The sequence below is a fragment of the Anaerocolumna sp. AGMB13025 genome (genome assembly GCF_029689925.1).
Taxonomy (GTDB): domain Bacteria; phylum Bacillota; class Clostridia; order Lachnospirales; family Lachnospiraceae; genus Anaerocolumna.
In genome coordinates this window covers 5,982,987-6,006,042 of record NZ_CP121445.1, presented here as the reverse complement: position 1 = coordinate 6,006,042, position 23,056 = coordinate 5,982,987, and the positions used below count along the sequence as shown (strand labels likewise).

Genomic DNA, 23,056 nt, shown 5'->3' with positions numbered 1-23,056 from the left:
TGGAATACAATGAGGGTGCTATAAACAGTACCCTCATTTTTAAAAGGATGCTTAGGAGGACTGCGATGGAATATGTTATTGAAATGAACCATATCACGAAAGAGTTTGGGAATTTTAAGGCTCTGGACGATGTTACCTTATGTGTTAAAAAAGGAGAGATTCATGCACTATTGGGGGAGAACGGTGCAGGAAAGTCTACATTAATGAGTGTTTTGTTTGGTCTGTACCAGGCTGAGCGGGGCGAAATTAAGATTAACGGCAAACCGGTCAAAATAAATAATCCCAATGATGCCAATAACTTAAACATCGGTATGGTACACCAGCATTTTAAATTGGTGCATAATTTTACAATACTGGAAAGCATTGTGCTTGGCAGGGAAACTGTAAAGGGCGGTTTCCTTAAGATGGAGGAAGCCAGAAAAAAAGTTGTGGAATTAAGTGACCACTATAAATTAAAAATTGATCCAGATGCTTATATTTCTGATATAACGGTAGGTATGCAGCAAAGGGTAGAAATTCTAAAGATGCTGTATTGCGATAATGATATATTAATCTTTGACGAACCTACCGCGGTACTGACGCCACAGGAAATCGATGAATTAATGAAAATTATGAAAAATTTAGTAGACGAAGGCAAGTCTATTATTTTCATTTCTCATAAATTAAATGAAATTAAAGCGGTAGCGAACCGTTGTACTGTCCTTAGAAAAGGCCACTACATTGGTACGATTGAGGTAGAGACCACTACCAAAGAAGAGATGTCTGAGATGATGGTTGGACGAAAGGTAAACTTCCATCTGGATAAACCAGAACTTAACACCGGCGATGTAACCCTTTCAGTCAAAGACCTTACCGTGGTTTCTAAAACCTCTCATAAGAATATCGTCAATCAGGTATCCTTTGAGGTGAAAAAAGGTGAAATTGTATGTATTGCAGGTATTGATGGCAATGGTCAGTCGGAGCTTGTTTATGGAATAACTGGTCTGATGTCTATCCAATCCGGTCAGGTTCTGCTAAATGGAAAAGACATTACCAGGGAATCCATACGTAAAAAGTCCATAGACGGCATGGCCCATATACCGGAGGACCGCCATAAGCACGGACTGGTGCTGGACTACAGCCTCCAGGAGAATCTTGTGCTACAGACTTATTTTGAACCCAGATTCCAGAATAAGGGTATAATACGTTTTAATGCCGTACGGGAATATGCAAAAAAACTAATCAATCAATATGATATTAGAAGCGGTCAGGGCGAAGAATCCATTGTCAGGGATATGTCCGGCGGTAATCAGCAGAAAGTTATCATAGCAAGGGAACTGGACCGTGACCCGGATATTGTTATTGCAGTACAGCCTACCAGAGGACTGGATATCGGAGCTACGGAATATATTCACCGTCAGTTAATTAATCAGAGGGATAATGGGAAAGCAGTACTATTGGTATCCTTAGAACTTGATGAGGTAATGGAGGTCAGTGACCGTATACTGGTAATTTATGAAGGCGAAATCGTTGCAGACCTTGATCCCAAGAATGTGACCGTTCAGGAATTAGGACTTTATATGTCCGGCTCAAAAAGGAGTGTAAAAGCATGAAACAGAAGCATAATTTTTTAAACAATAAAGGCAGTAAAAGCTTTTTTGCTTCCATCATGGCTATAGCAGCCGGTCTGCTCTTTGGTCTGCTGATTTTGTTATTAAGTAACGCAAAGCAGGCCTTGCCGGCCTTCGGGATGATTTTAGCTGGTGGTTTTACCGATGGTCTGGAAGGAGTCGGACAGGTTTTATATTTAGCAAATCCCATTATACTTACCGGTCTTTCTGTAGGTTTTGCCTTTAAAACCGGCTTATTTAATATCGGTTCCTCAGGTCAATTTACCTTTGGTGCTTTCTGGGCTATCTATGTGGGAGTAAAGTGGACCTTTCTTCCGGCTGGAATTCACTGGATCGTTGCTCTTATCGTTGCTGCCATTGCCGGCGCACTTTGGGGGATGGTACCGGGACTTTTAAAAGCAATCTCTAATGTAAATGAAGTTATCACTTCCATTATGATGAACTATATTGGCATGTATCTGGTTAATATACTAATTGTGAAGTATGTATTTGACCCAATTAAGAATCAGTCCGTAGCAGTTGCCAAGACAGCTATCATTCCAAAGGCGGGGCTGGATAAATTATTTCATTCATCGAATATGAATATTAGCATTTTTATAGCCGTCCTTATGGTAATTGTTGTATATATTGTTCTGAATAAAACCATATTCGGCTATGAATTAAAAGCCTGCGGTCAAAGCCCCAGTGCAAGTAAATATGCGGGTATTAATGCAAAACGAAATATTGTATTATCCATGACAATAGCAGGAGCACTTTCTGGTCTTGGCGGCGGCTTATTATACCTTGCCGGTTCTGGAAAGTATCTTCAGGTATTAGATATATTAGCCCCTCAGGGCTTTAACGGTATTTCGGTTGCGCTCCTTGGTATGTCCAATCCCATTGGTATCTTATTTGCCGGATTATTTATCGGACATATAACGGTGGGGGGAAGTAACACCCAGTTATATAATTTCGTACCGGAAGTTATTGATATCATCATCTCTGCAATCATTTACTGTGGTGCCTTTGCCCTGCTCTTTAAGAGTATTATCGGCAGATTTACCCGTAGAACAGCAAAAGAAGGAAAGGAGGAAGGCTGATGAATGTCTTATATTTTATCGTACAGCAGACCATGTTTTTTGCAATTCCTCTGTTAATTGTTGCACTTGGGGGAATGTTTTCGGAACGAAGCGGAGTCGTTAACATTGCCTTGGAAGGGATTATGGTTATCGGCGGATTTATCAGTATCGCTTTTATCCATATCTTTGAAAACCGTATGAGCGGACAGATTTTATTGCTTCTGGCAGTTGTGATTGCCGGATTATCCGGAGCAGTTTTCTCTTTGCTCCACGCGTTTGCTTCTATTAATTTAAAAGCAGATCAGACCATCAGTGGTACTGCCTTAAATCTTTTTGCACCAGCCTTTGCAATCTTCGTTGCGAGAATGGTACAGGGTTTGCAGCAGATTCCTTTTAAAGATACCTTTCATATAGCAAAAGTCCCCGGGTTAGGAGATATACCGGTAATTGGTCCACTCTTATTCCAAAACAGCTATATAACCACTTACTTAGGAATTGGTATTGCTATTTTATCCGGAGTAGTAATTAACCATACCAGGTTTGGGTTAAGACTTCGTGCCTGTGGGGAACATCCTCAGGCAGCAGATTCCGTTGGCATTAATGTATACAAAATCCGTTATGCCGGAGTGATTATCTCAGGTGTGTTAGGCGGGATTGGCGGATTGGTGTTTATTGTACCCACCTCTACAAACTTTAATGCCAGCGTTGCAGGTTATGGATTCCTTGCACTGGCGGTTTTAATCTTCGGACAGTGGAGAACCAAGCGGATTATTGTAGCAGCATTTTTCTTTGGGATTATGAAGACCTTTGCCTCTGCGTACTCCGGAATTCCATTTTTAAAAGAACTGCCGATATCCAATGAAGTTTATAAAATGATTCCCTATATTGCTACCTTGGTTATCCTTGCATTCTCCTCTAGAAATTCACAGGCTCCAAGAGCAGAGGGTATTCCTTATGATAAGGGCAGCAGATAAGCGGTAAGCGTATTAGCAAAATGGTGCTTCGTTATTCAAGGATTGGTATCGCTTGTTAATTTTGTAAAGGAAACTACAGGTTTCTTGTCAATTGGGCATAGCTACCAGAAAGTTTACCTTCAAGCCTGTTTTGGCTTTGCAATACAATGCTGGCAGATCTTCATGCAAGCTTTTAAGTAGTGAGTTAATAATAGTGAAACACATAAAAAATAACTGGTTTGTTGTATTCTCTTATATTAGGAAAGCAACAAACCAGTTATCGGTTAAATAATAATAAATAAAGTTTTAAAAGGACATTTCCAAGGTTTGAATAGTATCAATGTTATATATAAACTAGAGGATAGGATACCTTTTGACTGACAACGAATCCTTATATAATCTGCACAAATCAACTAGAATAATCTATAACTGCGCCTTCTGTCCCTTTTGCCCCCGTTTACGGTTTCGTACTTTCTTAACGCTTAGTTCTTTTCCGTTATAAACAAAGGTATCCTCCATTGATTTCACAATCGTAGTAAAGGCAACGGTATCATTTTTTTCCAGGTCGATGGATTTTACACCACGTCCGGTTTTCTTCATTTCGCTGATTTCTTCCAATGAGAATCCAAGAGATAAGCCTTTTTCGGTCAGGATGATTACCTTCCTATCCCCTGATAAGATTTCTCCTGCGCTTAACATAATAATACTTACCAACTGGTCACCATCTTCTAATTTTGTGGCTGCAATCATAGAGCGGTTGGTTTCAAACTCAACACCGGATACTTGTTTGATATAGCCGGCCTTAGTAGAGAAGACTAACTGGGCTTCAAACAACTGCTCAAAGGACGTATACATCATTATGGTTTCCTTGTCAACTTTACACAGGGTATGAATCAGTGCGCCTTTATCTTTTATCTTGCATTTTGGAATGGCGGATGCTTTCACCTGATACATATTGCCTTCTGCGGTAAACAAACATAACTTGTCCGTATTTTTCATCAGGATTATGTGGGAGAATTCTTTTAGATTCTCCTCCGACACACGGGAGAAGCTAGAGGCATCTAAGGACTTGGTGTAGCCGAACCGGTCAATTAAGATATAGATATCTTCAATCTTAACTTCCTCCACATATCCGGCATTCACTTCTACATTATCAAGCTGGGTTCTTCGTGGTATGTTAAATGCCTTTTTATATTCTTTCAAACGATTTTTAATGACTTTATAAAGTTCATTCACATCGCCTAGAATCATTTTGTATTCCGATATGTTACCTTGCAGGGATTCATTCTCTTCGTGTAGTTTGAGTATTTCCAAACCGATTAATTTGCTTAAAGGCATTGACAGTATGGCTTCCGCCTGTCGTTCTGTAAATTTTAGTTTAGAAGCTTCTTTTTCAGATTTTGCTGTCTTAAACTTAATATCGGTAGTATCGCCATTAGTTAAGCAGGTTTTAGCTTGTTTAATGGAGGAGCTGCCCCGAAGGATTTCAATAATCAGGTCGATTACATCGGTAGCACGGATTAAACCGTCTACGATTTCCAGACGTGCTTCTGCTTTTTCCAGCAAATGCTTAAATTCTTTGGTATAGAGTTCTTCCTGAAAGCGGATAAATTCCTCCAGAATACTTTTTAAATTAAATACGATAGGCTGCTGATCTTTTACTGCCAGAAGATTAACGCCATAAGTATCTTCCAAAGGAGTCTTTTTATATAAACCGTTCAGCAGGTTTTCGATATCCCTGTCTTTTTTGACCTCCACCACGATACGGATTCCTTCTTTGGAGGACTCATCCCTGACATCAAAGATTTCATCAAATACCTTGTCCTTCATCATAGAAACCAGGCTTTCTACCAGTTTCGTCTTGTTGCCGGCTATGGTATAGGGAATCTCGGTGATAACAATATTTTTACGGCCATTTTCTCCCGTTTCAATTTCAACCTTGGAACGGATACGGATTTTACCTTCTCCGGATTCATAAATCTGTCTGATATCACTTTGATTGATAATAGAGCCGCCGGTAGGGAAATCCGGAGCAGGGATATATTTCATTAATTTTTCTATGGTAATCTCAGGATTATCGAGATAAGCAATGGCACCGTCAATTACTTCCACAGGGTTGTGGGGCGGTATGTTGGTTGCCATACCTACGGCGATTCCGGTAGTGCCGTTAATGAGCAGATTGGGAATCATGGCGGGAAGTACCGTGGGTTCCTTTTCGCTGTCATCAAAGTTAGGAATAAATTCAACCAGTCCTTTTTCCAGATGATCAAGCATGGTCATGGCGCCGTCTGATAAACGGGCTTCCGTATAACGCATGGCGGCCGCTCCGTCTCCGTCAATAGAACCGAAGTTGCCGTGACCGTCTACTAAAGGAATGGACAAGGAGTAATCCTCTGTCATTCTAACTAAAGCTTCATAAATAGAACTGTCCCCATGAGGATGGAATTTACCCATGGTATCACCGACGATACGGGCACTTTTCCTATGCGGTTTTTTTGGGTCCAGACCAAGCTCACTCATAGCATATAAAATACGGCGCTGTACCGGCTTTAAACCATCCCGGACATCCGGAAGGGCTCTTGCCATAATAACACTCATCGCATAATCTCTATAAGAATTTTTCATTTCTTCCGAAAAATCCAACTGTATAATATTCTCTGTATTTTTACTCATAACGTTCTCCTTTAAATATCCAGTTTAGCATATCGTGCTTCTTCCAAAATGAAATTTTTTCTTGGCGGAACATTACTGCTCATTAAGGTAGTTGTAATTTCATCTGCTTCTACGGTATCACTTATGGTAATCTGGGCTAGTATTCGGGTCTCCGGATTTAAGGTGGTTTCCCATAACTGATTGGCATCCATTTCCCCTAGACCTTTATAACGCTGGAGATTTATTATCTTATTTTCTGTCTTCTTACGAAATTTTTCCAGTTCAAAATCATTGAATAAGTATTCGGACTGTTTTTTCTTTTTGCCCTTTACTGTAGTTTCATATTCTACTTTATAAAGAGGCGGAAGACCGCGGAAAACCTTGCCTTCTAATATGAGTTCCGGCATGAAGCGATAGAAGAAGGTCATTAAAAGAGTACTGATATGGGCACCGTCAACGTCGGCATCGGTTAAAATAATTATTTTACCAAAACGGAGCTTATTAATGTCAAAATCATCTCCGATACCGCAGCCAAAGGAGGCAATCATGGATTTGATTTCGTTATTCACCAATATCTTTTCCAGAGAAGATTTTTCTACATTTAGAATCTTGCCCCTAAGAGGAAGAACTGCCTGAGTCCTGCGGTTCCTGGCAGTTTTAACCGTCCCGCCGGCGGAATCACCCTCCACGATATACACCTCGCATTCCTCAGGTTTTTTGGAGGAACAGGAGGCAAGCTTGCTTCTGGTATCTACATCGGATAACTGTTTCATAACCGCAGTACGGGCTTTGTCCCCGGCCCTTCTAGCGGTATAGGACTTCATGGAGTTGTCTAGAATTCCTTTTAATACTTCCACATTTTTATCAAAATAACGTACTACTTCCGCTGCAAATACTTCATCCACAGCACTTTTAGCATCCGTATTCCCAAGCTTTGTCTTAGTTTGTCCTTCAAACTGGGGATCAGGGTGTTTTATGGATATAATTGCAACCAAACCGTTACGGATATCTTTGCCGTCAAAGTTCTCGTCTTTATCCTTTAATATGCCTAGTTCTCTGGCATATTGATTCATTACTCTGGTGAGGGCGGTTTTAAAACCGGTAACTAAGGTTCCGCCGTCTACTACATTAATTCGGTTACAGTACGCATTAATCTGTTCGGAGTAAGTATCGACATACTGCAGGGCAACTTCGACTTCAATCTCTCCGCTGGTGCCTACCACATAAACTGGCTCTTCATGAAGGGGAGTAGCTTCACGGTTTAAATAAGAAACAAAACTTTTAATACCGAATTCTTCCTGATAGGATACTTCCTCTCCGGTATTGGAATCGGTAAAGCAGATTAATAAATTTTTATTTAAAAAGGCGATTTCTTTTAATTTCTTCTTAATGGTATCGGCTTTAAACTCCGTGGTTTCAAAAATGGTTTCATCGGGATAAAAAGTAACCTTGGTTCCGGTATCACTTTTGTTGCATTTTCCAACAACGGGAAGATAGCCGTCCTCTAATTCAGTTACAGGATGTCCACCCTCACGGTACTCATCCCGGTATACCTTGCCTTCGCGCTTGATTTCAACAATCATACGGCTTGACAGCGCATTCACAACAGAAGCACCAACGCCGTGGAGACCACCGGATACTTTGTATACGGAACCCCCGAATTTACCGCCGGCATGTAGGATAGTATAGACTACCCGGGCAGTTGGTATATGTTTTGTCGGATGGATATCTACAGGAACACCTCTTCCGTTATCCTGAATCGTGATACCTCCGTCTTTTTGCAGAATGATATTAATCTGCGTACAAAAACCAGCAAGATGTTCATCAATGGCATTATCTATGATTTCCCAGATTAGATGGTGAAGTCCTCTTGAACCGGTGCTGCCTATGTACATACCCGGACGTTTTCTGACAGCCTCCAAACCTTCCAAAACTACAATTTGACTTCCTGTATATTGTTCCATTCTTCGAATCCTTTCCTAAATAACTGTATTAATTTAAGCAATTAGAGTTATTGTAACATATCTATAGGGGAAAATCCAGTTTTTTGAACAATCATATGTTCGCCGAAATGACAGAAAATGCCTTATAATACGCCATTTTAAGGGACAAGGACTATTTACCCACATAGGAACCCTCATGTTTCATAAAACTTGATGAACTGCGAGAACAGCGAAGATCACCAAGTTTAACTGTCATGAACGACATAACCAAACTAATAGAACAGCAAACCGCCCAGAATACGATTAATGTCTTTGAATTATATCCCTTCAGGGTTTGCCATTAGCATTGATACGATCAATAGATACCTATGGATTGAATTAAGAAAGGGTTTATGTTAAACTGATTTTTAAGTAAAAGGAATAGTTAATGTACTAGTTAAAAACTAGTAAAAGGAATAGTAAAAGAATACGAAAAGTACTTGTAATTTTCTGACCAATAAATATGGAGTAAGTAACTATAACTAAGTATCTATTTAGTAAGAATGACTTATAAATAGGTCTCTACTAAAAACGTGTTCTCCGTTATGGGTACATTATATGCAAAGTAGCAAATACAAAAGAAGGAAATAAAAAAGAAGGAAATAAAAAAGAAGGAAATAAAAAAGAACAAATACATAAAGAATGAAATACAAAAGAAATTAAACAAATACAGCAAGGACTATAAATACAGAAAGAAGACGACTTAAATGTATAAATATGATACTCATGTACATACCTCTGAAACCAGTGCCTGTGCGTCCATAAGCGGAGCCGGACAGGTAAAACTATATAAGAAATTAGGATATGACGGAATCATTATTACAGATCACTTTTTTAATGGTAATACCACGGTACCCAGAAGTTTACCCTGGAAAGAAAGAGTGGAGCGATTTTGTCTAGGCTTCGAACATGCTTATGCAGAAGGGAAAAAGTGTAACCTTTCCGTATTCTTTGGATGGGAAGAAAGTTTTCAAGGAATGGATTTTTTAGTATATGGATTAGACAAGGACTGGCTTCTTAACCATCCTGAGATTTTAAAGTGGGATATTGGGGAACACTATGACAGGATACATGGGGACGGCGGATTTCTGGTTCATGCCCATCCGTTCCGTCAGGCAGACTATATTTCTAAAATAAGACTGTATCCGGAATATGAAGACGGGATTGAAACCATAAATGCAAGCCATACAAACCCATTATATAATCAAAAAGCTATAGAATACGCAAAACAGCAGGATAAACCGGTGACCGGAGGCTCAGATGCCCATCATGCCGATTCGGTTCATGGCGGTATGTTGTTTAACCATGAATTAACAAATATTCAGGATTTTATTACTAGTGTAAAACGAAAAAAAGATGCATCAGTAATAATGATATAAACAATCCGGCAGTAGGCAGATGATTATGGATAATAAGTCTTTCTTATATGCATTGGTATTCTGTATAAAGCAGAATGTATTCAATAATAATTATCATCAACATAAATTAGGTAAGAAAAGCAATTGACAAGCTTTTAAATATATATTATAGTGATTTCTAAGAAATTAAAATGTATAAATATACGAAAGCCAATGAAGGTGTGATACAGACCTTCATTCTTTTTAATATAAGATAACACCCTGGGAAATCCCAATACAGCTTTTGCCGTTATTACAGTATCGTTTACGCCTGTCAGATAGGCAGATTGGAGCCAAAGATGAAGAAACCCTTTGTAACACTGGAGCAATTAAAGGAGATAACCGCCAAGTATCCCACCCCATTTCATATTTATGATGAAAAAGGAATAAGAGAAAATGCAAGAAAATTAAAAGAAGCTTTTTCCTGGAATAAAGGATTCAGAGAATATTTTGCAGTAAAGGCTACCCCTAATCCGTATATTATTAAGATATTAAATGAAGAAGGCTGCGGAACGGACTGTTCCTCCTTAACGGAACTCATGCTTTCCGAAGCCCTTGGCATTACGGGGGGAGATATTATGTTTTCTTCCAATGCAACTCCCGTGGAAGAATTTATCAAAGCCAAGGAATTAAACGCAATAATCAATCTCGATGATTTTACTCACATCGATTTTCTGGATAAGAATATTGGAATACCTGAGACAATCTGCTGCAGGTTTAATCCGGGAGGGTTATTTAAGATTAGTAATAATATTATGGATAACCCCGGTGATGCCAAATATGGTTTTACTAAAGACCAGATGATTGAAGGCTATAAAAAGTTAATAAAGCTGGGTGCGAAACAATTTGGTATTCATTCCTTTTTAGCCAGCAATACAGTTACCAATGAGTATTATCCCGTTCTGGCTAAAATATTATTTGAGCTGGCGGTAGAGTTAAAGGAAAAAACCGGTGCTCATATAAAATTCATTAATTTATCCGGTGGTATCGGAATCCCTTACAAGCCCGATGAACCCTCTAACGATATTATGGAAATCGGAGAAGGAGTCAGACAAGCCTTTGAAGAAGTTTTAGTCCCTGCCGGTATGGGGGATGTAGAAATCTATACCGAGCTTGGCCGCTATATGCTTGCACCTTATGGACATCTAGTGACAACAGCCCTTCATGAAAAACATATATATAAGGAATATATTGGTCTGGATGCCTGCGCCGTTAATCTTATGAGACCGGCCATGTATGGTGCCTACCACCATATTACCGTAATGGGCAAAGAAAATGAACCCTGTGACCATAAATATGACATAACCGGTTCTCTTTGCGAGAATAACGATAAATTTGCCATAGACCGTATGCTTCCTAAAATCGATTTAGGAGATTTGTTGGTAGTCCATGATACCGGTGCCCATGGTTTTGCAATGGGTTATAATTATAACGGCAAATTAAAATCTGCCGAGTTACTGTTAAAAGAAGACGGATCTGTCCAGTTAATACGCCGGGCGGAAGAACCGAAAGATTATTTTGCTACCTTTGATTTTAGTGATGTATTAACCAATATAAAGCTATAATATAAAAGTGTACCAGACTAGCTTATAGCTTGAGAAAACCGAGTGATGGAAGGACTGTTGTGAAATTTAGCAGCAGTCCTTTTACTGTGTGATCTGGGAATTATATAAAAAGGTAGAAAAGGATATGGATAATCACAAATAAAAACACAAAAAAATACAAATAAAAACACAATTAAAATTTAAAACAACGATAAAAATACATGCAAATGAACCGATAAACGAATCAGATGAAAGCGCAGAAAAAATGGCATAAGTTTTAGAAATACATTAGGTAAATAAACAGACAAATAACCATTTAATAGTAAGAAAACATATAATAAAATTTACCAGAAAACATTATCTGACAGAAAAGAAACTTACCTCCTGAAGCCTAAAGGACGCAGTAAAAAATTACCATAACTTTTTTAAAAAAGCTCTAACTGGCTATAATATAAAGTGCAAAACATCCGATAAATAAAATATAAGTTAAATGAAAAGTAAGACAGGTGGTGGAAATAATGCGTATCGATGCATATAACAAAATTTCACAAGTGTATCAGACCAGTGCGGTAACGAAGACATCAAAAGTTCAGGGAACTTCTGCTGCGGACCAGCTTGAAATATCCAGAACAGCTAAGGATTATCAGGTAGCCAAGCAGGCAGTATCAGCAACGCAGGATATCAGAGCGGATAAAGTGAATGAAATCAAAAAACGATTAGAATCAGGCAACTATAATATCAGTATGGAAGAAGTGGCTGATAAGATAACGGAAAGCTATTTCGAAAAATTGATATAGAACGGAAAGCGAAAGCTTAATTCTAAGGAAAAGAGGGTTGTTTTTCTGTGGCAAGCTTAATTGAAGAATTAATTGATACGCTGCAGCAGGAATATGAGATTTATAAAAAATTGATTCCTATTGCAGAAAATAAGACAGAGGTAATCGTAAGCAATGACCTGATAACTTTGCAGGATATAACCGAACGGGAACAGGCAATGATAGAAGCGATTAATGCTTTGGAACGGAAACGGGATGAGGTAGTCATTAATATCGGCACAGTAGTAAATAAGGATCCAGGGACAATCCATATCCGGACAGTTATCCAGATTCTGGAGAAACAACCGAAAGAACAGAAACAACTTTCCGAAATTCATGATAATCTAAAAAATACAATTCAAAGACTTGTTGAAATCAACAATCATAACAAATCGTTAATACAGCAATCCCTAGAGATGATAGAATTCAATATGAATTTTATTCAGAGTACAAGGATGTCACCGGGGAATCTAAGCTACAATAAGGGCGCTTCACAATTTGATATGCCCTCTTTGCAAACAGGGATGTTTGATGCAAAGCAGTAGTAATGAGAGAAAAGTTAAGGCAGGTGAAATTCTATGAGTTTAATGAGCAGTTTGTATATAGGAGTATCCGGTCTTGGTGCCAGTCAGAATTCCCTTAATACGACGGCACATAATTTGGCGAATGTAAATTCGCCGGGTTATGTAAGGCAGCAGGTACTACAGCAGGACAGTACCTATATAAAATGGGGCGTAACCCATTTATCCAGTCTTCAGACCGGCTTAGGTACCGATATTGCTACGGTAAGACAGGTAAGGGATATGTTTTTAGATAAAGCATATCGTCAGGAAACCGGAAGGCAAGGGTTTTATGAGGTACAGTACCAAGCCGTAGAAGAAGTTGAAGGTATGCTTGGAGAGACAGAAGGGGTTGCATTTCAGAATTCACTGAACGATTTATGGACTTCCCTACAGGAATTATCAAAAACCCCGGGTCAGATTGAAGCCCGTGCTTCCTTAGTGCAGAATGCACAGTCCTTCCTGGAACGAGCCGGGATTATACAGAATCAATTAAAAGAATACCAGGTAAACCTTAATAAACAAATTACAGATAAGGTAGACCGTATCAATGACATTGCGGACCGAATTAATACATTAAATGGTGAAATTAGTGCAAATGAATGCAATGGTGTAGAACATGCCAATGATTTAAGGGATGAAAGAAATAACCTCCTTGACGAATTGGGACAAATCATCAGCATAACCTATAAAGAAAAACCGAATGGCGTCGTTACCGTCAGTGCAGAAGGCGTACAGTTAGTTTCTGAAACGGGTACTTACAAGATGGGTACTGCCAAGGTCAGTGATTCCTCTCCTTTACTAAAACCGGTATGGCCAGGTTATAATGACACGGATGTATTTAATCTGGACAGACCGACTTCAACCCAGGATAATACAGACATAGGTTCCTTAAAAGGCTTACTGGTATCCAGAGGTAACGGTACCGCGAATTACACCGATATGCTCAGGTCTCCTGAGGACTATAACACCAACATTAATACCTCAGTCATCATGACGGTACAAGCACAGTTTGATCAGTTAATTCACGGAGTGGTAACGGCGATCAATGATGTATTAAGTCCCAATAAGACAGTGACAGATCCCTTGAGTGGAACAAGCATAACGGTTTTAGATAAGGATAAGGCACCGGTTGGAATGGATCCTAACTATACCATGGGAGAGGGATTATTCAATCGCAAGACGGTAGACCGGTATAGACCTATAACCGCAGCGGAAGCGGCAACTTATGGGCTCCCGGCAGATACTATGGTTTATAATGAAGAAGATCCTTCGGATACGTATTCCCTGTTTACCTTAAGTCAAATTGAAATCAACAAAAACATAAAGAGCAACTACTCATTAATACCATTAAGCTCCAATGCACGTACCGGAGAAGTGGATGTAAAGGCTGCGGAAGCATTGGCTTCCATATGGAAAACACCCTTTGCTACCTTATCACCCAATTCCCTGACGAAGAGTACCTTTAAGGATTATTATACGGCCTTTATCGGAGATCTTGCTACAAGGGGAGAACAGTTAAAGGGTATCAGTGATAATCAGGCAACTTTGACAGGCAATATTGATAACCAGCGACAACAGGTTTCAGGGGTATCCTCCGATGAAGAATTAACCAATTTAATAAAATATCAACATGCTTATAATGCTTCTTCAAGATATATCAATGTAATAAATGAAATGCTGGAACACGTTATTAACACACTTGGGAGATAACAATTATTAATAAGAGGACAGAGGTGATAACATGCCATCTACATTTTTCGGACTAAATATAGGAACTACTGGATTATTTACCTATCAGGCAGCACTTAATACAACCGCGCATAATGTAACCAATGCGGAAACAGATGGTTATACAAGACAGATATTAGAACAAAAGGCCGGTGTACCCATTAAAGTGAACAAAAGTTACGGTATGGTGGGTACCGGTGTTGAAGCGACAGCAATCGTCCAGGCCAGGAATGCTTACTACGATTTGAAATTCAGAAACAGTAATACGATTTTGGGAGGCTATTCGGCAAAACAGTATGCCATGACTGAAATCGAGAATTATTTTAATGAAGTATCAGTAGATGGATTTACTACTTCATTTAATAAGCTGTTTACCAGTCTCCAGTCATTATCCACGGATTCCGCCAATTTAACCAAACGGACCGAGATAACCAATTACGCCAATAGTCTTACAGATTATTTTAACAGTATGGCGACGAACCTTAAAAGTGTACAGGAAGAATGTAACTTTGAAGTAAAAAACCAGGTAGACCGGATTAATTCCCTGGGGCAGCAGATTGCAACAGTAACAAAACAGATTAACGTACTGGAATCTGGCGGTGGTACTGCCAATGATTTAAGAGATCAAAGACAGCTTTTGCTAGATGACTTATCAAGTATCGTAAACATAACCTATAATGAAAACGTAGTGGGTAATGACGTGGGTGTTACCAGCTTTACCGTTAAGATAGACGGACAAACCTTAGTAAACACCGGTGATTATAATACGTTACAAGTTGTCCCCAGAACCAATAAAGTGAACCAGAATGATGTGGATGGCTTGTATGATATCCAGTGGAGCAACGGAAATGATTTTGGCACAAGCAGCTCATCTCTGGGCGGATATTTAAAGTCTTTAATTGAAGTAAGGGATGGCAATAACAATGAAAACCTAAGAGGAACCGTTGCCACAGGAGCAGCAGGCTCCAACCAGATAACAGTAACCAATTCCAATATTAATTCCATTGAAAAATTAAATGCTCCCATTCCCGGTGTCATAACAATCGGAAATGAAGAATATACCTATAGCAATTTTACAGTAACCTATGATGCTGCTACGAATACCAATTCCTATACCTTTACCCTTGATAAAAATCTGACAGCTAATGCAGCCGGTAAAGAGGTTTCTGTTGGTGACAGTATAGACTATAAAGGAATTCCTTACTATATGGGACAGCTTAACCAACTGGTAAGAACCTTTTCCAAAGAATTTAACGACCTGCATAAAAGCGGCGTAGACCTGAATGGGAATGCAGGGATAGATTTCTTTAATGGCAGAAATCCTGTGACGGGCGATAATTATACCTTTGCAAATTATGAAGATTATTACAACCTCACGGCTGCTAATTTTACAATAACAGATAAAGTCAGAGATGATCCAAACCTTGTGGTAACCGGCAGTAATGTGGAAAACGGGGTTGAGAAAAATGATATCCTGAAAAAATTACTGGCCTTAAAAGATGATAAATCCATGTTCAAACAGGGCACGCCGGCATCCTTTTTCCAGACTTTGGTGGCTGAGGTGGGTGTTGATACCGACAAAGCAAATAAATTTGCCAAGAACCAGGGGGATATCTTGGATATGATAAAAAACCAGAGATTATCCGTATCCGGCGTAGATGTTGATGAAGAAGCCATGAACCTGGTAAAATTCCAGAATGCTTATAATTTATCGGCGAAAGTCATACAGACCATGAATGAAGTTTATGATAAATTAATCAATGGTACCGGAGTATGATAATTAACTGGGCTTAAGGTGACGGAACCGGTCTTTTAGAAAAATTATAAAGAAAGGAATGCCAGAATCAGATTCTTTCAAACGCAGATGAATGGCATTATCACAGATTAAGACTGTGGTAAGAAGAGGTATAATATGCGAATTACAAATCAAATGATGACCAACAATATGATGAACAGCATTAATAAGAATAAGAATAATCTCTCGGCATTAGATGCACAGTATGCCTCCGGTAAGAAAATACAGCGTCCCTCCGAAGATCCTATTGTTGCGGTTCGGGCATTAAAATTGCGAACGAATCTTGCAGAGCTGAATCAATATTACGAAAAGAATATTCCTGATGCAAAATCCTGGATGGATGTGACAGAAGGCGCCTTGACGAATATCAATAGTATTCTTACCAATATTAATACTGCCTGTGTACAAGGTTCCAGTGATCCTTTGTCGGCAGACGACAGAGAAAGTATTATAAAAAATCTGGAGCAGTACAAAGAGCAGATTTATCAGGAGGGCAATGCAAATTATGCCGGTAGATACGTATTTACCGGATATAAAACGGATACCAGCCTGATATTTGATAAACCTTCCACGGATTTAGAATATACGATTACAGAGAATTTTTCAGGGAAAAATATAGAAAGCATCTCAAAAGTGTCAGGAACCTATTCGGTAGACGACTATGATCCTTCAACAGACTATAGTGCCTCACCGACTATGAACACTTCTTATCGTATCAGACTTTCCTATGATAACCTGGATATGAAAATGCCGGATGGTGTTACAGATGTAGACTTAAACGGCAAAGTGACTGCACTTGATAAAACCGGTGCTGCAATCACAGTGCCTCATATTACGACTAAGAGTGCCAGTGATCCTACGGCATACCAACCGGTTGCCGGAGAGATTAATTATATACCGGAAACCGGTGAACTGATCCTTTCGGATGGAGCAAATAATACGTTAAAAAATGCTGCCAGTATATCCGTCGATTACAGAAAAACCAATTTTAAAGAGGGTGATTTGAGACCGGAACACTATTTTGACAGTGATGTTCATTTGACCGGTTCTCCTGTGGCTGAGGATAAACATTACACGAAGCAGGATCAGGATATCCAGTATGAAATCAATTTCAATCAGAAATTAACAGTAAACACCCAGGGTAGTGATGCCTTACAGCATAATATCGGAAGGGATATCGATGAAATCTTAAAAGCGGTGCAGGATGTTAAGGCAGCAGAACAAAAAATTGCCGATGTGGATAAAATGCTGGCAGACCCTAACTATGCCAACCAGACGGATAAGCTCAATCAGTTAAAACAGCAGTTAAAGACAGAGCTTACCTTAAAAAATGATATTATGCAGAAGAAGTTTGGGAGCGGTATTACCCATTCAAACGAATCCCAGAATACTGTAAATGTGGCTATTGCGGATTTAGGAAGCCGGTATGTAAGACTTGAACTTACGGAAAACAGATTATCCGACCAGCAGGTGGAGTTTACCGACCTCATGTCTACGAATGAAGACGTGGATATGGTAGAGACTTATATTAAATATAATTCTGCCGAAGTAATATATAATGCATCCCTATCAGCGGCATCTAAAGTAGTTCAGAATACATTACTGGATTTTCTGTAAACTATTTATAAACTTCTTTGAGATTTTCTATGGCATATTCGGTATGAAATCCGGGTATGCCATAAATAAAACAATGGGCAGGTAGTTGCAAAACCAGGAAGCTTTTAAACCTTATGTGAACTCTCGCAATCACCTAAATACAAGAAGGGAGAAATGATGTTAGTTAAAACGAAATATTTTGGGGAAATCAATCTGGAGGAAGAAAAGATCATAACCTTTGCCAGTGGTATTATGGGCTTTGAGCAATATAAAAGATATACCATTCTATATGATTTGGAAGAAGGGGATAAACCTGGGATATCCTGGCTTCAGAGCCTTGAGGAGCAAAGTCTTGCGCTGCCGGTTATCAATCCTTTTTTAATAAAGTCAGACTACAATCCCATTGTAGAAGATGAGATATTAAAAGAAATCGGAGACATAACGGAACAGAATCTGGTCATCTTATTATCCCTTACGGTTCCTGCAGAACTTACAAAAATGTCGGCAAATCTCAAAGCGCCGTTTATCATAAATTCCGATACCAGAAAAGGCTGCCAGATCATTGTGGATAACCAGGATTACGAAGTAAAATATAATGTTTATGATGCAATGCAAAGGCTAAAAGAAGAGAAGGGAGAGAACTAATGCTAGCCCTTACCAGAAAACTAAACGAATCCATCATGATCGGCAATGACATTGAACTGTCCATACTTGAAATAAAAGGTGACCAGGTGAAAATAGGAATCAGCGCACCCAAATCAGTGCCGATCTACCGGAAAGAGATCTATATACAGATACAGGAAGCCAATAAAGAATCTGCGAACAGCCAGGCTTCATTGGAAGATATAAAGAAGCTGTTCCAGTAGAGAGTTATAAAGAAGTTGTTTCAGTAGACCGATAAAAACAGTATCAAATAACAGCAAGGAGGCTGTCATGATACAAATGTCGAACGATTAGTGAAGGTACCGGTATTAACAAAATGATAAAAATGCCGATATAATAGCTAAATACAATGGAATGGGATAATACCCGCACACACGGAGGTGGCAAATATGGCAATCGAATCAATTGCAAATGCAGTACCATATGGAGAGTATAAACCGGAACAAAGAGTTCAACCTGTAACAATACAACCGGCTGTTACCCTGCCAGGATCAGATGCTGACACAACATCAGGTAAAACATTAACCGGAAAACAGGATGGAACCAAAGAAGAAGAAAAACAAAAAGATGCTCAGGCAAATGCAAACCGCTTAAAGAGTATACTAAACGAAACCAACAATAAAATCAAACCAACAAGAACACGCTGTGAATTTTCCTACCATGAAGACATTAACCGGGTATCCATCAAAGTAATGGATGTGGATTCGGATAAAGTAATCAGGGAAATTCCACCGGAAGAGACCCTGGAAATGCTGCAGAAATTATGGGAGGTCGCCGGACTGCTGGTAGATGAAAAGAGATAGTTCACTAAGGAGGTAGGAGTATGTCTACAATAAGAATGACGGGTTTAATATCCGGACTTGATACAGAATCTATTATTAAGGAGTTAGTCAGTGCTCAGAAACTTAAGAATAAGAAGACATCGGATAAGTTGACTTTATCGGAGTGGAAAGAAGATAAGTGGAAAGAACTGAATATAAAGCTGACTAAGCTTTATAAAGAACAGTTAAGTGATATGAGGTTACAGGGAAGTTACATGACGAAGAAGGTAACTTCATCCAATGAAAACATTGCTACGGTTACTGCGGGTAAAGATGCGCCCACAGGGGCTCAGACTCTAAAGATTTTAGAGACTGCCGGTGCGCAGTATGTTACAGGCGGAGTTATCGAACTTAATGGTGCAAAAGCAACTGAAAAAACTACTCTGAATGCTTTGGGTATTGATGCAGGCACTGTGTTTAGTTTCAAATCCGGCAGCAGCGCTGCTAAAACACTTGAAGTGAAATCAACTACAACTATTGCTGATTTTGTAAATGCAGCGAAATCGGCGGGCTTGAATGCAAGTTATGATGCGGGGCAGGGGAGATTATTTATAAGTTCGAAAGAAAGTGGTACAGCAAACAGCTTTCAAATTTCCAGTTACACATCTTCGGCAGTCAATATGAAAAATAATATATTGGATAAAGTTGGATATTCATCACTTGCTGCCAATGATAAAGCTAAAGTTGATGGTGCTTTAGCAACGCTTCTTAGTGATGCCAGTGTCCCTTCTGATATCGATACCGCTAAAAACATACTTACGGGTTTTGCGCCAGATGATCAAGATGCCGCAGTTTCTGCATTAGCAGATAATTATAAAGCAGAATTTCAGAATCCTGTTCTAACGGATGACTTTACCAAACTGAATAAATTAGGTCTTGATGCATTGAAATCTGACGGAAGCAAAGTTGACGGAGCATCGACTCTATCTACCCTTATAGCTGCTAAAAACAGTAAAATTGAGCTTAATGGTGTTGAACTTGAATATTCTACAAATGACATAACAGTGAATGGGTTAACGTTAAATATTAAAGATAAAACAGCAGCCGGACAAAGTATCAGCTTAAACATAACAGATAACACCCAGGCAACTTATGATATGGTGAAAAATTTTATTAAATCATATAATGATATCTTAGATCAAATGAACAAACTGTACTATGCAAATTCTGCGAAAGGCTATGCTCCTCTTACTGATGATCAAAGAGAAGCCATGACCGATGATCAAATTGAAAAATGGGAAACCAAGATTAAAGATTCCTCGTTGAGGCGTGACAGTTCCCTAGGTTTCTTGATCGATTCAATGAAATCCGCACTTATGTCCTCGGTGACAGTGAACGGCAAGCGATATTCTTTGGATACCTTTGGAATCCAAACATCTTCGGATTATACGGAAAAAGGGTTATTACATATATATGGAGATAAAGATGATTCAACCTATTCTGACCAAAAAGATAAGCTGATGAAAGCACTTACAGATGACCCGGACACTGTTATGAAAGCGATATCAGGTATATCCCAGAAGTTGTATGATGCAATGGGGGATAAAATGAAAGCTATTCCTAATGTAAGAAGCATATATACTTTTTATGATGATAAATTAATGGATAAAGAACAGGATAGTTATAAAAAACAAGTTGCTACTTTGGAAGCTAAGCTGACACAGATGGAAAATAAATATTATAAACAATTCTCTGCCATGGAAACTGCAATGGCTAAATTACAGTCCCAAAGCAATTCGTTGGCAGGACTGCTGAATTCTGGAAAGTAATAACGCGTTTACAATAATTTAATATTTATGTTCCATATGACACGAAATAAATATTTATTTTTTCGACAAAAAGAGATATAATAAGCTCATATACATAAGTATTAAATTAATTTTTCTAATACGAATAAGTAACAGAGGTAGGAGGAAATAAAATGCCAATTAATGCAGCTATTGCATACCAGAATAATAAAATTTCAACCGCTACACCGGCAGAGTTAACATTAATGTTATACGAAGGGGCTATCAAATATTGCAATATAGCAATTACTGGGATCGAAGAAAATAATATAACTAAAACCAATAATAATATTATAAAAACTGAGAATATTATATCGTATCTTCGCTCTACTCTGGATTTTAATTATCCAATCGCAGGGGAGTTTGAAGCAATATATAAGTATATTTACGAGAGGTTAATTAGCGCCAACATAAGAAAAGAAAAAGAAATAATGGAAGAAGTATTGGAACATTTGAGGGTGATGAGAGATACCTGGAAGGAAGTTATGAATCAGGCTAAATAAATTAATTGCTTTGAAAGCGAGGTTAATTGTGGATAACAACACCTATATACCTATCCTGTTGGATACCTTAATTAAGAAAAAAAACCTGCTGGATAGTTTATTAAATATAACTACCTCTCAGGAAAAGTATATTAATGAGCAAATTCCTGACATGGATCTGTTTGATCAGACATTAATTGAAAAAGAGAATATCATAACTAAAATTAATCAGCTTGATGAAGGATTTGAAAAAATCTATACTTATGTACAAGAAGAGCTTATCAGGAAACAAATCCAGCACAAGGAGCAGATTGAAGCGTTGCAGGATCTAATTCGCCAGATAACTGATAAAAGTACAAAAATCCAGGCTCTTGAATTACGCAATAAAGTAAAATTGGAAGCTTATTTTCAGATGAAAAAGAAAGAAATTAAGAATTTTAAAACAAGCAGTCAAACGGTTTCTAATTATTATAAGAATATGAATAATCAATACGAAGGCAATTCATATTTTCTCGACAAAAAAAAATAAAAAATTCAAAAAGTACTATAAAGTTTTGTATTGTTAACACCGATATAAATTATAAGTAAAACCAATATTTTCAGCAGCAATAAGGAGCGTACGGCCTCATTGTTTTATGCTGAGAATATTGATTACTAATAAATAACTACGGTAGCATGGATGCTACTGCACTTTCAAGGAGGAAACACATATGATAATTCAACATAACATGGCATCTGCCAACACGAACAGACAATTAGGAATCACTACTGGACAACTTTCAAAATCTACTGAAAAATTATCTTCCGGTTACAGAATTAACCGTGCAGGCGATGATGCAGCAGGTCTTTCTATTTCTGAAAAGATGAGAGGACAGATCAGAGGTTTACAACAGGCTTCTACTAATGCACAGGATGGTATTTCATTAATTCAGACAGCAGAAGGCGCATTAAATGAAACTCATTCCATTCTTCAAAGAATGAGAGAGTTAGCTGTTCAGGCTTCCAATGCTACTAACGTTACAGCAGACCGTCAGGCTATTGCAAAAGAAGTAAGAGCTTTAACATGCGAAATTTCCCGTATCGGTAACCAGACAGAATTCAATACTATGAAACTGTTAAGCGGTAAATTAACAGATAAGTATCTGCAGGTTGGCGCTAATGGAGATCAGAAAATCAAATTATCTATTCTTGATATGAGACCTAGCCAGTTAGGCACAAATTCAGGTAATACTGCTGGTCTTACTGATGCTAATGTAGCAAAAGTAATATCTAATGGAGCATCTGATTATGATGCTATCTCAGCAACGATCTCCATCATCAATAGAGCAATTACAGATGTATCCAGCCAACGTTCTAAATTAGGTGCATTACAGAACAGACTTGAACATACCATTGCGAATGCCGATAATACAGCTGAAAACTTACAGGCTGCTGAATCCCGTATCCGTGACGTTGATATGGCTAAAGAAATGGTAACATACTCCAAAAACAATATTTTACAACAAGCTGCTCAGTCTATGCTTGCACAGGCTAATCAGTCTACACAGGGTGTATTATCATTACTTCAGTAACAGTTTACAATATAAAGGTTAGCCTTACGGCTAACCTTT

At 38.5% G+C, this 23,056-nt stretch carries 19 protein-coding genes; 17 read left to right on the top strand and 2 right to left on the bottom strand.

Annotated features, from left to right (window positions below):
• Positions 1-65: 65 nt before the first annotated feature.
• From QA584_RS24925 to QA584_RS24915, 3 genes are read left to right on the top strand one after another with little or no spacing between them, the layout of a single operon-like run.
• A complete protein-coding gene (locus tag QA584_RS24925) occupies positions 66-1,592 on the top strand; it encodes an ABC transporter ATP-binding protein (RefSeq protein ID WP_278271807.1) in 1,527 nt (508 codons plus the stop codon).
• The gene (locus QA584_RS24920) at positions 1,589-2,689 is read left to right on the top strand and encodes an ABC transporter permease (protein WP_278271806.1); all 1,101 of its coding nucleotides are present in this window, start codon (positions 1,589-1,591) and stop codon (positions 2,687-2,689) included. The genes QA584_RS24925 and QA584_RS24920 overlap by 4 nt, the downstream gene beginning before the upstream one ends.
• Complete coding sequence (locus QA584_RS24915; RefSeq protein ID WP_278271805.1) at positions 2,689-3,642, top strand: ABC transporter permease; 954 nt, start codon at positions 2,689-2,691, stop codon at positions 3,640-3,642. Before QA584_RS24920 ends, QA584_RS24915 begins: the two co-directional genes overlap by 1 nt.
• Positions 3,643-4,044: 402 nt before the next feature.
• On the opposite strand, the gene QA584_RS24910 is transcribed toward QA584_RS24915, so the two are convergent.
• Together QA584_RS24910 and QA584_RS24905 are read right to left on the bottom strand one after the other, a co-directional pair.
• A complete protein-coding gene (locus QA584_RS24910) occupies positions 4,045-6,294 on the bottom strand; it encodes a DNA gyrase/topoisomerase IV subunit A (RefSeq protein ID WP_278271804.1) in 2,250 nt (749 codons plus the stop codon).
• Positions 6,295-6,305: 11 nt separating this feature from the next.
• On the bottom strand, positions 6,306-8,237 hold the full coding sequence (locus QA584_RS24905; RefSeq protein WP_278271803.1) for a DNA gyrase/topoisomerase IV subunit B: 1,932 nt from the start codon (positions 8,235-8,237) through the stop codon (positions 6,306-6,308).
• 725 nt (positions 8,238-8,962) lie between these two features.
• On the opposite strand from QA584_RS24905, the gene QA584_RS24900 reads away from it, so the two are divergent.
• From QA584_RS24900 to QA584_RS24835, 14 genes are all read left to right on the top strand, one after another.
• A complete protein-coding gene (locus QA584_RS24900) occupies positions 8,963-9,634 on the top strand; it encodes a PHP domain-containing protein (RefSeq protein ID WP_278271802.1) in 672 nt (223 codons plus the stop codon).
• Positions 9,635-9,951: 317 nt separating this feature from the next.
• The gene (locus QA584_RS24895) at positions 9,952-11,217 is read left to right on the top strand and encodes a diaminopimelate decarboxylase (protein ID WP_278271801.1); all 1,266 of its coding nucleotides are present in this window, start codon (positions 9,952-9,954) and stop codon (positions 11,215-11,217) included.
• A 497-nt stretch (positions 11,218-11,714) separates the two neighbouring features.
• Entirely contained in the window at positions 11,715-11,993 is a 279-nt protein-coding gene (gene flgM / locus QA584_RS24890; RefSeq protein ID WP_278271800.1) for a flagellar biosynthesis anti-sigma factor FlgM, read from the top strand.
• 47 nt (positions 11,994-12,040) lie between these two features.
• A complete protein-coding gene (locus QA584_RS24885) occupies positions 12,041-12,556 on the top strand; it encodes a flagellar protein FlgN (protein WP_278271799.1) in 516 nt (171 codons plus the stop codon).
• A gap of 33 nt (positions 12,557-12,589) precedes the next feature.
• Positions 12,590-14,284: a flagellar hook-associated protein FlgK gene (flgK, locus tag QA584_RS24880; RefSeq protein ID WP_278271798.1), complete on the top strand. Its 1,695-nt coding sequence runs from the start codon at positions 12,590-12,592 to the stop codon at positions 14,282-14,284.
• A gap of 31 nt (positions 14,285-14,315) precedes the next feature.
• Positions 14,316-16,079, top strand: a complete 1,764-nt coding sequence (gene flgK / locus QA584_RS24875) for a flagellar hook-associated protein FlgK (RefSeq protein WP_278271797.1) — start codon at positions 14,316-14,318, stop codon at positions 16,077-16,079.
• A 135-nt stretch (positions 16,080-16,214) separates the two neighbouring features.
• Positions 16,215-17,714, top strand: coding sequence for a flagellar hook-associated protein FlgL (gene flgL, locus QA584_RS24870; RefSeq protein ID WP_278271796.1), 1,500 nt, complete (start codon positions 16,215-16,217; stop codon positions 17,712-17,714).
• 153 nt (positions 17,715-17,867) lie between these two features.
• The gene (gene fliW / locus QA584_RS24865) at positions 17,868-18,338 is read left to right on the top strand and encodes a flagellar assembly protein FliW (protein WP_278271795.1); all 471 of its coding nucleotides are present in this window, start codon (positions 17,868-17,870) and stop codon (positions 18,336-18,338) included.
• Positions 18,338-18,559 carry a carbon storage regulator CsrA gene (gene csrA / locus QA584_RS24860; RefSeq protein WP_278271794.1) on the top strand — a complete coding sequence of 74 codons (222 nt, stop codon included), beginning with the start codon at positions 18,338-18,340 and terminating at the stop codon, positions 18,557-18,559. The genes fliW and csrA overlap by 1 nt, the downstream gene beginning before the upstream one ends.
• A 186-nt stretch (positions 18,560-18,745) precedes the next feature.
• Positions 18,746-19,159, top strand: coding sequence for a flagellar protein FlaG (locus QA584_RS24855; RefSeq protein WP_278271793.1), 414 nt, complete (start codon positions 18,746-18,748; stop codon positions 19,157-19,159).
• A 20-nt stretch (positions 19,160-19,179) separates the two neighbouring features.
• Positions 19,180-20,946, top strand: a complete 1,767-nt coding sequence (gene fliD, locus QA584_RS24850) for a flagellar filament capping protein FliD (RefSeq protein WP_278271792.1) — start codon at positions 19,180-19,182, stop codon at positions 20,944-20,946.
• A 152-nt stretch (positions 20,947-21,098) separates the two neighbouring features.
• Positions 21,099-21,467, top strand: a complete 369-nt coding sequence (gene fliS, locus QA584_RS24845; protein ID WP_278271791.1) for a flagellar export chaperone FliS — start codon at positions 21,099-21,101, stop codon at positions 21,465-21,467.
• A 28-nt stretch (positions 21,468-21,495) separates the two neighbouring features.
• Positions 21,496-21,975, top strand: coding sequence for a flagellar export chaperone FlgN (gene flgN, locus QA584_RS24840; RefSeq protein ID WP_278271790.1), 480 nt, complete (start codon positions 21,496-21,498; stop codon positions 21,973-21,975).
• A gap of 181 nt (positions 21,976-22,156) precedes the next feature.
• Positions 22,157-23,017, top strand: a complete 861-nt coding sequence (locus tag QA584_RS24835; RefSeq protein WP_278271789.1) for a flagellin N-terminal helical domain-containing protein — start codon at positions 22,157-22,159, stop codon at positions 23,015-23,017.
• Positions 23,018-23,056 lie beyond the last annotated feature (39 nt).

Excerpts from the sequence above, each read along its gene's own strand:
- QA584_RS24855 (WP_278271793.1), top strand. The coding sequence starts at position 18,746 with ATGGCAATCGAATCAATTGCAAATGCAGTACCATATGGAGAGTATAAA.
- QA584_RS24900 (WP_278271802.1), top strand. The coding sequence starts at position 8,963 with ATGTATAAATATGATACTCATGTACATACCTCTGAAACCAGTGCCTGT.
- flgL (WP_278271796.1), top strand. The coding sequence starts at position 16,215 with ATGCGAATTACAAATCAAATGATGACCAACAATATGATGAACAGCATT.
- QA584_RS24835 (WP_278271789.1), top strand. The coding sequence starts at position 22,157 with ATGATAATTCAACATAACATGGCATCTGCCAACACGAACAGACAATTA.
- QA584_RS24910 (WP_278271804.1), bottom strand. The coding sequence starts at position 6,294 with ATGAGTAAAAATACAGAGAATATTATACAGTTGGATTTTTCGGAAGAA.
- fliD (WP_278271792.1), top strand. The coding sequence starts at position 19,180 with ATGTCTACAATAAGAATGACGGGTTTAATATCCGGACTTGATACAGAA.
- flgK (WP_278271797.1), top strand. The coding sequence starts at position 14,316 with ATGCCATCTACATTTTTCGGACTAAATATAGGAACTACTGGATTATTT.
- QA584_RS24905 (WP_278271803.1), bottom strand. The coding sequence starts at position 8,237 with ATGGAACAATATACAGGAAGTCAAATTGTAGTTTTGGAAGGTTTGGAG.
- fliS (WP_278271791.1), top strand. The coding sequence starts at position 21,099 with ATGCCAATTAATGCAGCTATTGCATACCAGAATAATAAAATTTCAACC.
- fliW (WP_278271795.1), top strand. The coding sequence starts at position 17,868 with ATGATGTTAGTTAAAACGAAATATTTTGGGGAAATCAATCTGGAGGAA.
- QA584_RS24895 (WP_278271801.1), top strand. The coding sequence starts at position 9,952 with ATGAAGAAACCCTTTGTAACACTGGAGCAATTAAAGGAGATAACCGCC.
- QA584_RS24915 (WP_278271805.1), top strand. The coding sequence starts at position 2,689 with ATGAATGTCTTATATTTTATCGTACAGCAGACCATGTTTTTTGCAATT.
- QA584_RS24920 (WP_278271806.1), top strand. The coding sequence starts at position 1,589 with ATGAAACAGAAGCATAATTTTTTAAACAATAAAGGCAGTAAAAGCTTT.
- QA584_RS24925 (WP_278271807.1), top strand. The coding sequence starts at position 66 with ATGGAATATGTTATTGAAATGAACCATATCACGAAAGAGTTTGGGAAT.
- csrA (WP_278271794.1), top strand. The coding sequence starts at position 18,338 with ATGCTAGCCCTTACCAGAAAACTAAACGAATCCATCATGATCGGCAAT.
- flgM (WP_278271800.1), top strand. The coding sequence starts at position 11,715 with ATGCGTATCGATGCATATAACAAAATTTCACAAGTGTATCAGACCAGT.
- flgK (WP_278271798.1), top strand. The coding sequence starts at position 12,590 with ATGAGTTTAATGAGCAGTTTGTATATAGGAGTATCCGGTCTTGGTGCC.